This window comes from Cryomorpha ignava (assembly GCF_010686655.1).
GTDB lineage: Bacteria > Bacteroidota > Bacteroidia > Flavobacteriales_D > Cryomorphaceae > Cryomorpha > Cryomorpha ignava.
The window spans coordinates 1-16,573 of sequence record NZ_JAAGVY010000005.1 but is presented as its reverse complement, the minus strand read 5'-3'; the positions used below and the strand labels follow the sequence as shown (position 1 = coordinate 16,573).

11 protein-coding genes are annotated in these 16,573 nt (G+C 36.4%); 7 read left to right on the top strand and 4 right to left on the bottom strand.

Translation table 11 applies throughout. The annotated features are described in order from the left end of the window. Position 1 precedes the first annotated feature (1 nt). Together G3O08_RS21655 and G3O08_RS04280 are read right to left on the bottom strand one after the other, a co-directional pair. Positions 2 to 2,140 (bottom strand): T9SS type B sorting domain-containing protein, encoded by a 2,139-nt coding sequence (locus G3O08_RS21655; protein ID WP_317164035.1) that lies wholly within the window; start codon positions 2,138 to 2,140, stop codon positions 2 to 4. 30 nt (positions 2,141 to 2,170) lie between these two features. Continuing rightward, complete coding sequence (locus G3O08_RS04280) at positions 2,171 to 2,848, bottom strand: LamG domain-containing protein (protein WP_163283450.1); 678 nt, start codon at positions 2,846 to 2,848, stop codon at positions 2,171 to 2,173. Positions 2,849 to 3,618: 770 nt separating this feature from the next. Between G3O08_RS04280 and G3O08_RS04275 the strand changes: the two genes are divergently transcribed. The 3 genes from G3O08_RS04275 to G3O08_RS04265 all read left to right on the top strand — a co-directional run bounded on the left by G3O08_RS04275 (position 3,619) and on the right by G3O08_RS04265 (position 8,145). Next, positions 3,619 to 5,943, top strand: coding sequence for a T9SS type B sorting domain-containing protein (locus G3O08_RS04275; RefSeq protein WP_163283449.1), 2,325 nt, complete (start codon positions 3,619 to 3,621; stop codon positions 5,941 to 5,943). Between the two features lie 422 nt (positions 5,944 to 6,365). Then, positions 6,366 to 7,277, top strand: a complete 912-nt coding sequence (locus G3O08_RS04270) for a glycosyltransferase family 2 protein (protein ID WP_163283448.1) — start codon at positions 6,366 to 6,368, stop codon at positions 7,275 to 7,277. Positions 7,278 to 7,389: 112 nt separating this feature from the next. Beyond that, on the top strand, positions 7,390 to 8,145 hold the full coding sequence (locus G3O08_RS04265) for an FkbM family methyltransferase (protein ID WP_163283447.1): 756 nt from the start codon (positions 7,390 to 7,392) through the stop codon (positions 8,143 to 8,145). Positions 8,146 to 8,285: 140 nt separating this feature from the next. Here the strand turns inward: G3O08_RS04265 and G3O08_RS04260 are convergent, their stop codons facing one another. Beyond that, on the bottom strand, positions 8,286 to 9,782 hold the full coding sequence (locus G3O08_RS04260) for an oligosaccharide flippase family protein (protein ID WP_163283446.1): 1,497 nt from the start codon (positions 9,780 to 9,782) through the stop codon (positions 8,286 to 8,288). A 615-nt stretch (positions 9,783 to 10,397) separates the two neighbouring features. On the opposite strand from G3O08_RS04260, the gene G3O08_RS04255 reads away from it, so the two are divergent. From G3O08_RS04255 to G3O08_RS04240, 4 genes are all read left to right on the top strand, one after another. Then, on the top strand, positions 10,398 to 11,702 hold the full coding sequence (locus G3O08_RS04255; RefSeq protein WP_163283445.1) for a glycosyltransferase family protein: 1,305 nt from the start codon (positions 10,398 to 10,400) through the stop codon (positions 11,700 to 11,702). Continuing rightward, the gene (gene wecB, locus G3O08_RS04250; protein WP_163283444.1) at positions 11,695 to 12,849 is read left to right on the top strand and encodes a non-hydrolyzing UDP-N-acetylglucosamine 2-epimerase; all 1,155 of its coding nucleotides are present in this window, start codon (positions 11,695 to 11,697) and stop codon (positions 12,847 to 12,849) included. Before G3O08_RS04255 ends, wecB begins: the two co-directional genes overlap by 8 nt. Then, positions 12,846 to 13,487, top strand: a complete 642-nt coding sequence (locus G3O08_RS04245; protein WP_163283443.1) for a PIG-L deacetylase family protein — start codon at positions 12,846 to 12,848, stop codon at positions 13,485 to 13,487. Before wecB ends, G3O08_RS04245 begins: the two co-directional genes overlap by 4 nt. 143 nt (positions 13,488 to 13,630) lie before the next feature. Continuing rightward, positions 13,631 to 14,476 (top strand): UDP-3-O-(3-hydroxymyristoyl)glucosamine N-acyltransferase, encoded by an 846-nt coding sequence (locus tag G3O08_RS04240; protein WP_163283442.1) that lies wholly within the window; start codon positions 13,631 to 13,633, stop codon positions 14,474 to 14,476. 264 nt (positions 14,477 to 14,740) lie between these two features. Here the strand turns inward: G3O08_RS04240 and G3O08_RS04235 are convergent, their stop codons facing one another. Beyond that, positions 14,741 to 16,297, bottom strand: coding sequence for a T9SS type A sorting domain-containing protein (locus G3O08_RS04235; RefSeq protein ID WP_163283441.1), 1,557 nt, complete (start codon positions 16,295 to 16,297; stop codon positions 14,741 to 14,743). Positions 16,298 to 16,573 lie beyond the last annotated feature (276 nt).

Here is a 16,573-nt window from a genome sequence, read left to right as displayed (position 1 = left end):
ATCATCTCACCAAAGTCACAAAGCCGCGCTGCACTTTCACCTCTGTAGTGTGATATGAATATTCTATTACATAGTTGTAGATATCGTCGGGGCAGTAATAGCCGTCCATTCCCCCGTTCCAGCCATTATTAAGTGAATTGGATTGAAATACCAGCTCTCCCAAGCGGTTATAAATGCGCATTTCAAAATTCTCGATATTCACTGCTATTGGCTTAAATATGTCGTTTATTCCATCCCCATCGGGAGTAAACCCATTTGGAATATACAAGGCTGGGGCAATTATAATAGGAAGAAAGAGGTGAAATTCACAGCCGTTGTAATCTACATAGCTTAATGATATTGTTGTATCGGCATCAAATGAAAGGAATGTGGAACCGGATAAAACAATTTTGTACTGCGATTCTATAGGTGACAGATCGTAGTATTCTCCTGCGAAAAGATGAACCGGATCGAGTTGTGTGAATCCTATATCCTCGTAAACCTCTACATAATCTGAAAATATTTTCACGCAAGTGCCGCCCGACAGCTGCAATTGAATCAATTGGTTGGTATAAATCTGTGCAGTAGTCACACTATCATTCGGATTATTCATTATATCCATCGGAAACCATGAATAAGTTTCTGCACCTTGGGCTGAAAGTAGAAGCGGCGCTCCTGGACAAACTATGCTGTCTAAATCAAGAACGGCATCAAGAATGTATGTAGTAAGCTGAACTTCAAATAAATCACTTCCGCATGAGTTCGTGGCCTCAACTTGGTAGGTGATATTATTTTCATTAAAGATACCGGAATTCGCTTTGGTGGCATTTTCCAAACCAGCTGTTGGAGTCCAGTTCCAGGACGTTACTTCATGATTACCCGTATTGTTAATATTTGCGTAAGCTGTATCACCAACACAAATATCTAAATTGGAAATTCCGGAGATATGCGGTGCTTGGTTTACAATAACCTCAATAGTTTCACTAATGGTCTCACACTGATCCGAAACAGATACCTGATAGGTAGTATTGGAATTCGGAAACGCTAATGGATTAGGAATATCTAGCGCGCTTAAAGTGTTCGAATTAGCCCATTCAACATCTGCTTCAGAATTTAATTGTCCAGGTATTTCGATTGTATCCCCATTGCAAATGGTCAGCTCCGAAACAAGCTCAAAATCGAGCGGATCGGTGATGGCAACTGCTAATTCAAAAGTTATGTTTGGAGCGCAAGGATTCGATGCTGTAAGTGTATAAATCGTAGGTTCTGTAATTGTAATTTCTGGGTTTAACGCTGTAGGGTCAGAAAGACCAGCTGTAGGTACCCACAAATAAGTATTCTCGGAAAGATTGGCATCTAATTCAGGATTAAACATTTGATTTGGACAAACAGTTAATTCCGATTGACCTTCAATTTCAAGCACCTCTGTAGTGTTTATGCCTATTGATACCAATAGCGTATCTGTAAAACCGCAATCGCCAGTTGCAACCAACATGTAATCTGTTGGTTCGCTTACAGTAATTGTTGGGTTTAGAATATTGGGATTACTAAGACCAGTCGCAGGAGTCCATTGATAGGTGTTTCCTGAAATGGTTTCTGATAAATCTGGAATGACAGTTGTACTTGAGCATGTTGAATATTCAGTGGTTCCGGTGATTAATTCTCCTGGGTTTGTTTGAATTATTTCTACTGAATATTCAATCTGCCCACATCCATCAATAAAAGTAAAATTAAAAACGCCAGGCTCATCAAATGAATACGATGTAACGAGATCACCATTTTGATCAAGTATCTGATCCCAACCAGAGAATCCTGAGAAATCCAGAAATTGGCTCTCTCCTTCACAAATTGAAATGCTGTCTGGTAAATCAGGGGGCTCTGGAGCTTCACTTATTATGGTATTTCCTTCAGATTCATAAACACACCCGCTGTCCATTATAATTTCAAGTGAAAACGGAAATAAACCATTAGAATTATAGGATTTGGTTGGTGATTGGCTATTTGAAGTGCTTCCATCTGCGAATGTCCAAAGTACTTCTGTGATATTGTTTGACTCTCCGCTGAATTCAAAATCATAACTGAGGTCTGTGTTCATACACCCCTGATTATCTTGTGTTTCAAGAGTTTCGGCACAATTTGGTTCATCTGCAACGCAAAGAATTCCAATCTCTTCGGCAGTAAGAGCCCGGCTTCAATACTTAAAATCATCGATAGCTCCTTCAAAGTAGAACGCTGGTAGGCCTGTATTTTGATCATGGCGTCCTATACATCCAGGAAGTTCGGAATAAACAAGACTTCCGCCCGACCCTCCATAATACCCGCCTAATTCTACGCAATTGACATAGATCTGCATATCAGAAGTAGATGTAACAACGATAGAAATATGCGTCCATTCATTTGTTTCTACTGTGCCCGAGGAAACGTAATTTTCGATTGAGCTTGAATTGTAAAAAGGAGATCCATTTCCGAAGCCTACAGCATATTGATTTGTAGCCGCACCGGAAGTAAAGAATACGCCTGAATTTTCATCCTCTTCAAAAGATGTATTGAATACCGCGCGATCCTGATTGCTATCACTCGTATATTTAATCCAAAAGGAGAAAGAGACTGGCAATTCTGGCTTGAGTGCAGCTATATTGGGGAAGTTTACATAGTCATTAGAGCCATCGAAAGATGCCGCTGAATTTGGATTTCCAAGCCTGTCAGCGGTATAGCCCATTCCGAATGGATCGCCGTCATAATTGTTACCACTTTGGTCTTCGGTTGTTCCATTAAAAGAATAATCAAGCAACAGTCCGTCATTTATATCTTGGCCAATCGAAAATCCAGCGGTAAATAGTAAGAGAAAAAGGATCGAAATAGGTTTCACAGAATGGATTCTAAGTTTAAAAAGCCTCGACAATATACCATTTCATGCGTTCAATACAAATTTTTAAGTGTTCAATTCGCGGTTAACTCATTTTAATTAAACACCCAATTTAGTCAGTAAATAATTTTTATCCCATTGCGTTTATTTTCCGTGTAGATTTAATGCCCGGCTTGCAGATATTCTGAATTTTAATCATTTTCAGAGCATTTTTTTTTAAAGAAAAGTAATACAAGGCATTGTCTTAGCGCTTTCTCGGTTGGTGCTGATTATCTATTGCCAGGAATGATTAACCCAGAGGGGTCGCCTACTATTATGTTTAGATTTGAGCCTCATTCCTTTGCTATGGCAAATGTTGTGAATTCTGTTTTCTCGGTTGCGGTAATGTTGCTGCTGGTAGTTGAATTTTGGAAGGGGAGAGAGGAAGAAGGACTTCTGTGAACAGTGGATAGCTGATACAGCTTTTTCACCTTAAAAAGGAAACAAATCCCCGTTTCACTTTACATCTGTATCGTGGTGTAAGTATTCGAAGTCGAGTTTGTAAATCCTGTACTGACAGTATTTTCCTCAAATAGCTCGGCGAGATGTTGAAATTATATCGGTTGTAATGGGTTGAAAATGGGTTCAAATTTTTATATTTGATTTTCAACAGGTTGCCTCCTTTCATAAAAAAAGCGATTATTAGACCTTTAAAGACTTATTTTTTTGAAGCTTTCTCAAACTCATTTTGGTTTGCTGCCCTTTTTATTTTTGTTTTGGCAAGCCAGAATAAAATGTATGCACAGCTAACAAATGGGTTGTTGTTGGATTATCAACTCAATGGCAACTTTTTAGATTCTTCTCCTAATGGTTATAATGGCACTGGTTTTAATGGAACTTTTGCCAATGACAATATGGGTAATCCTCAAGGTGCACTTGCTGCAAACGGGAATAATACTTATGTTGAGTTTCCCAATGTTCCGGAATTGAAACCTGATTTCCCTATCACAATGGCTGTTCGCGTCAGTTTTGACTACTTGGATGGAACCCAGATAATTGCTGCGACTGATTTTGGTGTCAATACCCACAGTGGTGCCTGGCTTCAGGTTTCATCTCAGGATAAAATTACCGCTTCTTACGGCAATGCTGGTGGAGGTTTTAATGGTTCAAGCCGACATGGGAAGCAGGCTAATTTTAATCTGCAAAGTTATACATGGTATTCAATAGTGGCCATTTTTAGAGGGTATCAGGATATTGATATTTACATTGATTGTGAACTGCAAGAGGGGTTTTATACTGGAAATGCACAAACCATTGGTTATACGGATGCAGCCGGATCATTGTGCCGAAAAAGAGGTAGTCCGGAATCGACCACTCCACCTTATTATCTAAGTGGAGATATTGATTACTTTATGTATTGGGACAGAGAATTAACTCCCGAAGAAATTGTTCCATTATGCGAAGATTGCCCGGGAGAGCTTGTCGTTTTGGATAATCAAAGATGTGTGGGGCAAGTTGTAGGATATACTTTCGGTTTAAACGCGCCAGCAAGTGATATAAATGAAGCATTATGGACATTCGCAGATGGTTCTGTCTCTTATAATTGGTTGTCATATAAAACCTATGATTCAGTTGGGTCATATCCGTTTACATTACAAGTCACTACCGAAAATGGATGTGTTTTTGAAACCTCAGGGATTACTTTAATTATCGAAATCCCGGATAACCCTGTCTTACCAGATAGTATTTCAATATGTCAAGGCGATAGCTATTTCCTCGATCTCTCTGATTTCTCTGATTGGGATCAAATATTGGATTCAAATGGTAATCCCGTAACTTCTTACTCTTTTGACGAACCGGGTATCTTTAATTTTGAATTTATTCATGCATGTGGTCCGGTGGAGGTCTCTGTTGAAGTATTTCAAACGAATATAACCGGGTATCTTACATATGTTGGAGAAAATCCAATATGTGAAAATTCAGTGGTTGCTTTTGAGATTAATGAATGGGAAGATATTCAGGATAGCGTGACTTTCTTTTTGAACTTTGGGAATGGAAATGGAGAAATTGTTTCTAATGCTTCAATGAGTAACTTGTACTCAAATGCCGGCACTTATCTCATTGAACTATCTGGAACTATTTCAAACTGTGAAGTGGACGAATCCTTAACGCTAAACGTTGAGGCTCCTTTAGATTTTGAACTTGATTCATTGTACGATATTTGCCAGGGAGCTGTAGTTTCGATAAATTTTGACGACTATAACTTTCCTGTGTTTGATTCGAATGGCTCAGAAATAGAAATTTTCAATTCAGATAGTAGCGGGACTTACGTTTTCTCAGCCCAAAATGCCTGTGGGTTAGTAAGTGAGCAAATAGAAATTGAAGTGACTCCCTTTCAACCTAATCCGTTTGCGCAAGAAATTTTAATATGCCCCGTTACAGATACTCTTATAATTGGTTTTGGCAGTAATTCTTATATGTACAGCTGGAACACCGGGCAAAATACTCCCATAATCACTGTGAATTCTGGCGGAAATTATTCTGTTACGGTAATAGATTCGTCAGGGTTTTGCAGCAATAACTACATTTTTAATGTTGCCGAAACTCCTCTTATTTTAGATTCCATTTTTAATGTACCCGAAATAGAATTTTGCATGGAGGGGAATACCGTATTAACTCCAAATAATCTGGGGTTTCCATATACTTTCCCGGATGGGAGTATAGACACTTCATACGACGTAAAAGTCCCAGGAACTATTACAGTAAATTATTCTGATGGCTGTTATGAATATCAGGAAAGTATTGAAATAGCTATAGAAAATTGTCTTTGCCCTCTTATTGTTCCAAATATATTTACGCCCAATGGAGATGGTAAAAACGAGGTTTTTAAGACATCTTACAACTGTGAGACACCCATTTTTTATATGTCCGTATTTAACAGATGGGGACAACTGATTTTTGAAAGTAGCGATATAGATATTGGTTGGAATGGTCAAATAATTGATAACCAAAATGAATCATCAGAAGGCGTTTATTTTTATCTGATTGAATACGCTCAATATGTTGATGACCTGCCGCATTACAAGACGTTAAAAGGCAATGTGACTTTGTTGCGATAGACTCAGAGTGTGTTGCTGAAATTCAGCACCAAAAATGTTCTGTAAAGACTAATTAATTCTCTATTTAAAGACTTCGTACCGTTTACAATTCACAGATTGTGAATATCTTGTACGATAGCAAATAATTAAGCAATTCAAAGAAATGTTTGATTAGAAGCGATTGAATGTTCTATTTCATACTCGTCGGCATCCGATTACAAAAATCCCGCTACAAGTGTTTTTATGATAGCTGAAGCCCCGACTATTTTCAGGCAAGTTAAAATCATATAAAAATTTTTCAAATCTATCCTTTCAAAAGAGGCGGAATTTATTGTAGGAAAATTGAGACCTTTGCCAAAGGAAACGTGACTGAAACACATCAGGTCTTAAATCCGGCTTTGCTTATAAGTTCAATCATTTCTTAGTTGCAGATTTAGAATAAAATGAAAAAAACAATCTCAGTAATAGTGGCCACATACAATTCAGAAAAATCAATTGAAAGACTTTTAAACTCCATATTAAACCAAAGTGGTATTGGAAATGACTTTGATATTGAATTAATTGTAGTGGATGATTGCTCGACAGATAAAACCACTGAGATAGTTAGAAAATATAACGCCAACCTTTTAAGTACCAACAAAAACTCTGGCGGACCTAATACCGGACGAAATATTGGCCTGAAAAAAGCCTCAGGAGATTATATATGCATTGCCGACCACGATGATGAATGGAAAGAAAATAAAATACTATTGCAACTTCCGTATTTAGAAACAGTTCCTATTGTAACTTGTGGATATACTATACACGACATAGAAAGAAGTAAGAATATCGATAAGGTAAATACATCAATTGAAGGTTTTCAATACTTTGGAAGAAATGAGACTTTTTTGCAAAAATTGACAAAATCATTAACCGGCCAAATCACTTATTTAGGTGGCATCATATATAAAAAGGAATTGAAGGATATCCTTTTTGAAGAAAACTTTGGTATGGTTGATTATGATTGGTTATTGCGATTATTGCACCTTAAAGACTCTATAGAAGTTTGTGAGTCTTTATACGATAGACATGTGAGTAAAGTGAATTTATCCTTAAATGAAAATTATCGAATTAAAGATTTTTACTTCTCCTTGATGTTTATAGAACAATACTTGCCCTTATACCCTAAAGAAGTGAAAATTTCTTACAAAAAAATACATGGTAGCAGAGCTCGGTATTACTATTTAATAAATAATATGAAACTAGCACGATTTTACTTTTTACGATCTCATATTGATTTAAAGACCATAGCCTATTATATCACTTCATTTTGGGGTTCAAAATATGTTATAAAAAAGTACAACGTTTTTGGTTGAAATAATTAGTTCGACCCTAAATTTGAAAACCACAGAAATACAATACGTTTTTTCACGACTGATTTAAGCTATATCATTCATATAAAATTAGAACCCAGTTAGTAATATAAATATGCTAGAAAGAATTAGAGAACAATTAAACTCAATTAGGTTAAATTACCTTTCAAAGAAAAGGGGACGAGTGCTCGCTCGCCAAATAGACGAAAAAAAGATTGCACATTTAATTAAGAAAGTAGATTGCGACCATAAATGGTACGGCAATAATTACGGTGGATTTTATATTAATCCAGTATTGCTTAATTCCAATTCAATTATATACTCATTTGGCATTGGAAAGGACATCTCTTTTGATAAGACTTGTATGAAAAATCATAAATGCAAAATTTTTGCTTTTGATCCAACTCCGAAATCGATAAATTTTATAGGAAAACAAAACCTTCCTGATTCATTTACTTTCTTTAGTTATGGCATTACTGAGTCAGAATCCGGTGTTTTTAACTTCCATTTACCAGAAAACCCAAAAGGAGTATCTGGCAGCCTGGTTGAAAGTGATGCTGTAAGCGCAGATAATTCAATTGAAGTCGAAATGAAATCATTCGATGATATCGTAAATGAATTGGGGCATAAACATATCGATGTTATAAAAATGGATATTGAAGGTTCAGAGTATACCGTGTTAGAAAAAATACTGAATTCTGAGGTCACAATAGACCAGATGCTTATTGAGTTTCATGACCGACTTTTTGATCAAGAGAATTATAGATCAAAACAAATAGTGGAAAAGTTGAATAATACGGGATATGCCGTTTTTGCTAGTTCAAATACTTATGAAGAAGTATCTTTCATACACAAGAGGAAATTATTGTAACCAAATATTTTGTCTGCTCAAGCGTGATCAACGCAAAAAATATTCATTCGCTTCATAAGCCGATTTAACACATGGAAATTTAAGCGGAAATTTGGAAAAATTGCTGGAAATACAAAAAACACAAAATTCGTAATTATTTCTTAATCCTTTTTAAAACTGGTTAAAAATTCTTTAATTCCACCTTTTCGGATCATTCCTGTTATTTTTTGAACTTTTTCTCTTTCCACTTTATCCGCTACAGCGTAAAAAATAAATACCACATACCCCACAGTCAAGCCTGTTTTGATGATAATTCTACTCAATAAATCCAGGTCGTTAAAAAATATTCCTATGGCTATAAAAACGGCACAACTTACCATTAAAACCGTAATTCGCTTAAACTCATAATCGATGCGATAGTTTTGTTGCGCCATTTTATAAGTCATGATTGTCATGCATATATAGCTTATTCCGGTGGCGAGAATTGCGCCTTGCATATTGTATCTAGGAATGAGTAAAAAATTCAGGGCAATGTTTATAACCATCCCTGCAATGGTTACATAAGCCTGATACTTGGTATGCTTCGTTAGCAAAAAAATATATGAAATATAGTTTGTAAGTGCCTTAAATAAAAACATATAGGCAATAAATGGAACCAGATTTACAGCGAGCCAATAATCAGGATTGGTGCTGCTGATTAATTTAATTCCTTCTTTGCTAAAGAGTGAAACCACCAAAGTGACCAGAATAGTGATGCCAATAAAATAGGTAAACATTTTACTGTAAAACCGATCAAAATTCGCATCACCAAACTTTTTGAAAGCAATCGGTAAAAAGCCCAATGAAAAGCTGCCGATTATTAAAAGATTAGACAAACTCCCAATTTTATAGGCCATTGTATAAATACCTAAATCAGAAAGTTCACCGTAAATTTCAATAATTATTCTATCTGCTATTGTGAGTAAAGTTCCTGCAATAGTTGTAAAGATAAGCGGAGCACCAAAATAATACATTTCTCTGGCTGCCTTTTTATCGAACTTGAGTACCAAATTTTTAAACTGAAAGAAAAATGTGGATATCAGGAAGGTAATATTCGCACATAAAAAGCCCCACAAAGCGCCATAGACCCCCATATCTTTCACAGATACAAAATACCAAATAAATCCGATTAGCGAAAGAAGTTTCAATCCGAAAAATCCAAGGTATTGTGTCGATTTTTCGCGTAAGCGAAGTAGTTGCAACGGGAGTACGCCGAGTATTTCTATAACAATTGAAATAAATGCAATTGTGAAATAGGGTGCATATTCGTCGGTCTCAAAAATTACCCGGCTTAAAATGGAGTTTAACGGAAGGAAGATCGCCAAGAAAATACCCCCGAAAAACAAAATCATCAAGAGTGAAGTGGCATAAATTTTATTCTGACTTTCTATATCATCTTTTTCACTGGCAAGTCTTAGCATAGAAGATGGCAGGCTGAATGAGATTACTCCCACGAAAAATAGCGTAATAAGCTCGAACCAACCGAGCAAACCAAAAGCCTCTGTGCTAAGCGAATTGGCATAGATGGGCAGCAGAATTAACCCTGCAACCTTTACCAATAAGGAAACTACTCCATAAATAGCCGTTTGCTTAAATGTATTGCGTAAATCTTTAATCATGAATTAGAGTACCCGAAATAACAGCACAATGTAAATCTAATTGTGAGTATAGCATAAAAATTCCGATTTTGAAACTCATATTCCCTGAATTGGATAACGTTTCGTAAATCCATTCTCAATTAGTCGAACCAAAAAACCATATTTCATTCCTATCAACTTATTACTCTCAAAAATCAACGGACCAAAGAAGTCGCGAAAAGTGAGGATGATAGCGCCGAATATTGTAAAATTCTCAACATGCCCACCAACGATGTCAAGTAAATTTTTTGTTGTTTCAACTATCTTTATCGCTCTTCTGTCGGAACATTGAGTTAGGAATTTGTATGGGAATCACTCCGGCAAAAATCGCGTGGCAACTTCAGGATGAAGCACTATGCCTTACTCATCTACGCTCAATGAAGAGGTATAAATGTGCAGCAATACAAGCCAGACAACTTTTACAATTACATTGCTGATGCCGTAACTAGCTATTTGACCATAGGTTCCCCAACAGTCTTTGTATTATACAAATGGAGTTTTTGTGATGGGAACCACCTAAAAGCTGTTTCGATACTTCCCTTAAATTTGTCTCATTCCATTAGTGCAGGATTCATGCGATAGCCTACCTTTGCAAACGTGAAAAAAGTACTAATAATAACGTATTACTGGCCGCCAAGTGGAGGGATTGGCGTGCAGCGCTGGCTGCAGTTTTCAAAAAATTTACCTGACAACAATTGGAGACCTATAATTTTTACAGCAAAAAATGCGAATTATCCGATTGTGGATGAGATGCTCTTAAACCAGGTTCCAGATGACATTGAAAAACATAGCGTAAGAGCCCCGGAGCCTAACAATATCATATCGTTGTTGCACAAAAAAGGAAATAAATCCAAAAGCCTTTATAAACTTCAACAGCAATCTAGTGTAAATACTTCGCCTTTGAAAAAGCTGATGTGGGCTATAAGAGGTAATTTTTTTATTCCTGATGCCAGAATGTTTTGGATAAAAAGATCATTCAAGTATCTCGATACTTATTTGTCTGGACATAATGTAGATGCAATTATTTCAACAGGCCCGCCTCATAGCGCTCATCTCATAGCAAAAAAAATCCATGAGAAATATCAAATTCCATGGATTTCTGATTTCAGGGATCCATGGACAAGCATGGATTATTTAAAGCAAATGAATTTGACAAAATTTGCGTTAAAAAAACACGAAAAGCTTGAAAAAGCCGTGTTAAAGGAATCAACCAATGTTATGGTTGTTGGAAAAACAATTCAAAAAGAGTTTAAAGAAAAGTACGACATTAATAGTAGTATAGTGTATAATGGCTACAACGGCTCGGATCTAGATCGCGATCCTGTTCAACTTGACACTAAATTTTCTATTGTTCACACAGGAAGTTTCTTGCATCATAGAAATTGTGACGATCTGTGGCTTTGCCTATCCGAAATGGTGAAAAAAAGCGAACATTTTGCGAATGATTTGGAGATAAAACTTGTCGGTAATGTTGCTCCGTTTGTTAAAGAGTCATTAGAAAATCATGATCTAACAAGATTCACAACTTTTATAGCGCATGTTGATCACATTAACGCGAAAAGAATTCAAAGATCGGCTCAATTGCTTTTATTACCGATTGATAGAATAGAAAATGCAGAATTCGTTTTAACAGGAAAGCTTTTTGAATATTTGCAGGCCAAACGCCCTATTCTATGCATAGGGCCTTCACATGGTGATGCCGCGGATATTATAAGGTCATGTTCAGCCGGGTCTATTATTGACTTCGGCGACACCAATTTAATTAAACAAGTTCTTATTGAAAAACATGAAAAATTCCGTAATCAAAATAATGAATGTAATTCGATAGATATTGATCAATATAGCTATTCGGAATTAACTAAGAAAGTTGTAGATTTGTTAAATAAGTCGATACATGATTAAGTTACTCACTGTAATTGGTGCCCGACCACAGTTTATAAAATCTGCCGCGATTAGTAGAGCTATCTCAAAATCTTTTAGCAATAAAATTGAAGAAGTGATTGTGCATACCGGACAGCACTACGATCCTGAGATGTCAAATATATTTTTTGATGAATTAAATATTCCTAAAGAAAAATACAATCTTAAAATAGGATCCTCAAATCATGCCCATCAGACTGCAAAAATAATGATTGCGCTTGATGAGGTCGTTGAAAAGGAAATGCCAAACGCTATTTTGCTTTATGGAGATACAAACTCAACTCTTGCGGCTTGTCTTGTTGGTGTGAAACGACACATTCCTGTCATCCACGTTGAAGCGGGGGTGCGCTCATTTAATAAATTATTTCCCGAAGAGGTAAATCGACTTATTTGCGATCATGTTTCATCTTTGCTATTTGTGCCTTCTGATGACGGAATTTTAAGTCTTCAGAAAGAAGGTTTTACCACAGCCGAAACAGAACCCGAAGACAATTTACTACTTAATCATCCAAAGGTATATAGATGTGGAGATATCATGTATGATAACACGTTATACTTTAAAGATAAAGCGGAAAGTTATTTTAAGGCGCTCATAGATAAATACCATTTACCTGAAAGCAATTTTTTCTTAATTACCGCCCATCGTCCTTCTAATGTGGATAATCTTGAAAATTTTAAGGCGATTCTATCTTTTTTACACTATGCAATCGATAGTTTAGGCAAGGAAATAATTTTTCCGATTCATCCCAGAACCCGAAAATTAATTGATCAAAATCAGGAGCTTTCAGGAATGATTGACGCAAAGGGCATTCATTGTATGCCGCCAATTTCATTTATAGAAATGATTGGATTGGAAAAAAATGCGGATCTAATTGTCACAGATTCGGGTGGCGTTCAAAAAGAGGCGTTTTTTATGAAAAAACCCTGTCTCATTATGTTGGAAGAAACTCCGTGGGTAGAGCTGGTCGAGTCCAAAAACGCTAAACTAGTTGGTAGCGATTATGATTTGCTTTGTCAAGGTGCAAAGTATTTTTTAGAAAATAAACCACAACATTTTGAAAGCATCTATGGCGATGGAAAAAGTGCTCATTTCATCTGTGAAAAAATAATTGAAAATATTAAAAAATGATTTTTGAGAACATTAATAGAGTCCTGATATTAGCTCCTCATCCCGATGATGCCGAGTTTGGATTGGGAGGTACTATAGCCAAACTAATAGAAAAAGGGAAAGAAGTCTTCGTAATTGTTTTCAGTCTTTGCGAAAAAAGCACTCCTGCCAATTTTGAAATTGGCGCAATAGAACAGGAAATGTATGCATCACTATCACTTTTAAAAATCCCTAAAGAAAACATAATCGTATTTGATTTCTCCGTTCGCGAGTTTCCTGCCAGACGTCAAGAAATTTTAGAACAAATGATTGAGGTAAGAAATAAGATTAAACCTGATTTAGTTTTTATCCCAAGTTCAAGTGATATTCATCAGGATCATGCCGTGATACATGAAGAAGGTAAGCGTGCTTTTAAATTCTACAACCTTCTGGGGTATGAAATGCCCTGGAATAATTTCGGATTTACATCATTTGTATACAATCCATTGGATGATAGTCATTTAAATAGTAAGCTTGATGCTATAGCGTGCTATAAGTCTCAAAATTTCAGAACCTATAGTTCACCAGAATTCATCACAGCTTTGGCTACTTTACGTGGAGGTCAGATATTAATAAAGTATGCCGAATCGTTTGAACTAATACGATTGATAGCAAAATGAGTCAAAAGAAAATATACTTTTCCGAAATTTCTGATTGGTACAGCGAAAGGAATGGGACAATAAAGAATTTTGGATTAGCAAAAGATCATGTTATATCATTTCCCAAAGCAATTCATATTTGTGATGCATCAAATATTGCGATCTTGACAAAGAAATATGAAAGTAATGCAACTCAAATTATAGCTCAAACCGACTGCAAATTAATAATCGTTCCAGAAGAATTACTAGTGTCGAATAGTGCTACCCAAGGCAAGGCTTTTTTAATTCATGATAATCCAAAACAATTGCTAATTGATTTCTGCAAAGAATTTTTAGCGTTTGAAGCTCCCAACAGTTCCGATAAAATTCACACTACTGCCATTATAGAAGAAGGAGCGAAAATTGGCAAGAATAATGTGATAGGAGCCAATGTTTTTATTTCAGAAAACTCCGAAATAGGGAGAAATATTTCTATTGGTCAGAATACAGTGATAAAAAACGCTACTGTTGGTGATAATGTTAAAATAGGGTCTAATACTACAATCGGTGAAAATGGTTTTGGTTACAGCAAACTTGAAAATGGTGAAATCGAGCTTTTCCCACATTATGGTCGTGTTCTAATTAAGGAAAATGTACATATTGGGAGTAACACTTGTATTGACAGGGGATCATTATCTGACACCATAATAAACCATGGCGTAAAAATTGACAACCTTGTACACATTGCACACAATGTTCAAATTGGCAAAAACTCATTAATCATTGCCTGTTCCATGATTGCCGGTAGTGTTGTAATTGGTGAGAATAGCTGGGTAGCTCCATCAAGTGCTATACGGAACGCCATTACCATTGGCAAGAATACTACGATAGGTATTGGGAGTACTGTTACCAAGAGCGTTGCCGATAATGAAACGGTACTCGGCAGCCCGGCTATACCGCTTGTTGATTTTGTAAGCCTGCGAAAGGAACAGAAGCAATGGCTGTTGAAGAATAAGCATAAAGACAGTTGAAAGCCTGATTGAGGAATATTAGGATAGTTCGAATAAGAAGGAGGCAAAAAAAAGCTGATGCTTCTTGCATCAGCTTTTTAACTTGATTAATTTATAGTATTTGATCAACCTTGTTGTTGCGAGCGTCAACAACTGGTTTACGATTTATTCAATAACGAACGATTTACTACATTCCATATAACAAAAAATGTTGGGAATTTCAACATGATAAATTGAAAAGCTGCCGCCTTGAGCAACCTTTCATTAATTAAATTAACCTTAAAGTTATTCTTTGACGAATATCATTTGTTCTACCACGTCCTTTTCTTCAGTTGTAACTATCAGAAAATATGTGCCATTACTAAATGATGAAATATCCTCTTGAACTAAAGATGAACCGAGAATCTTTCTGTTTGTCAATTCTCGTCCATTTATATCCTGAATAACCAAAGAGACTAAATCACCTTCATATCCTATCAGATTTATCTCAATGTTAAGGGTCTTCGAAACAGGATTAGGAAAAAGCTTTATTGCGTTTTCCGTAACCTTACCATTTCCATTATTTTGTTTCGAAATCAAAAGTTTTCTCCTCTTTTCCGAACTACAGACTCCATCTGGAGAAGTGAGTATATGTCGAACTATATAACAGTTACTAGTCAACAAAACTGGATCATCAGTACCATTAAAAAGGAAGTTTTGATCATATTGAGTTGGACGAAGCGCATTGCTACCAGAAGCTATCGATAAATCACTGGGAGGTGCACAACTTTCGGCTTCATAAATATCCCAAATATGATCCCAGACCGGATTTGTAGTTGCTGGCGAGCCAGAAATGCTGGTATAATTATTTAAATCTGCCCCGACATTTAAACTGAAATCTGCTGACTCAGTATAGAAAACATTTACCACCTTAGTAAATATGAAAGTTTGGCAATTGCACGTGACCCTCGCGGTAATAATTAATTGCGTTGCTCCTGTGGCATACTCAATGAAAATTGAGTTTCCTAAATACTGAAGTCCTGATATGGATCCTTGAACACTCCACTCAATCTCTGCCTCAGCCGGCCATCCATCTAAAGTATAGGTTGCATTAATTGGATTTGCACAAACGGTGGATGGACCACTTATCTCTTGGCTACCGCAACACCCAACTTCTTGATAGCAATCGATGATACAAGTACGAGTCAATGTTCCAGTAAAGTTCCGTCGATAACCTCCAGTCGGAGTATTAGCATGCTGTAAATGAGAAAGTCCGTTCACAGCAGGAGGAATTGTAAAACAACAACTCTCTTCGGTAGTACCATATCGCACAGTCAGTTTTCCATTTGTTCCGCCAATTCTTTCCAAAGTAATATGATAAGTTTCGGGAGCCTGGCCATGATCCCATGGTATGTCTATGATGCAACTATTTGTTAAATCACCATCATCATTAATAGTCACAGAAAAAGAGTTTATATTCTGAGTTCCTGATAATTGTACCATAATTCCATCTTGATCTGAAGCAAGATAATTTTGAAATTGATCAGTATAAAAATAAGATGGTGGTTGTGTACCGGCAGTCAATGCAAAAATACTATGTCCCATTGCACCAACATTCCACGTAGATGCGTCAATTAATTCAATATCAAATGATGCCGACCAAGATTCACACAGTATTCTTTGCAATGGTCTAAAGTAGCGAGTATCAAACCCTCCATCTATTACCCGATCCCAATGAATACCATCAGGCACTAACCACATGGATCCTCGAGGTTCATTATGATTAGAAGGTGTCTCAAAACCACCTTCCACAGATGTCCAGCTAAACTCGTCATTATAAATCTCGGAATTAATATCGCACATTATTTGTTGCGAATGTTGCGAATACCCAATCGAGACATTAACAACGAGAGAAGCAAAAAAACATGTAATTAACAGTTTAGTACATGACAAAAATATAACCCGCTGATAATCAGCAAATTAAATGTTAAAAAATTAGTATAAAGCATTGGTAATCAGTATCTTAGAAGGATAATCTCAAACATCTTTCAAGAACATGAAAACCAATGCTAACTTCAAAAGTACAGAATTAACCGAAACACTACACACCCATTTTAAGGGCACGATTAATCTGGCTCG

Coding starts and splice junctions, on each gene's coding strand:
- G3O08_RS04275 (WP_163283449.1), top strand. CDS start 3,619: ATGTATGCACAGCTAACAAATGGGTTGTTGTTGGATTATCAACTCAAT.
- G3O08_RS04245 (WP_163283443.1), top strand. CDS start 12,846: ATGATTTTTGAGAACATTAATAGAGTCCTGATATTAGCTCCTCATCCC.
- wecB (WP_163283444.1), top strand. CDS start 11,695: ATGATTAAGTTACTCACTGTAATTGGTGCCCGACCACAGTTTATAAAA.
- G3O08_RS04265 (WP_163283447.1), top strand. CDS start 7,390: ATGCTAGAAAGAATTAGAGAACAATTAAACTCAATTAGGTTAAATTAC.
- G3O08_RS04235 (WP_163283441.1), bottom strand. CDS start 16,297: ATGTGCGATATTAATTCCGAGATTTATAATGACGAGTTTAGCTGGACA.
- G3O08_RS04260 (WP_163283446.1), bottom strand. CDS start 9,782: ATGATTAAAGATTTACGCAATACATTTAAGCAAACGGCTATTTATGGA.
- G3O08_RS04270 (WP_163283448.1), top strand. CDS start 6,366: ATGAAAAAAACAATCTCAGTAATAGTGGCCACATACAATTCAGAAAAA.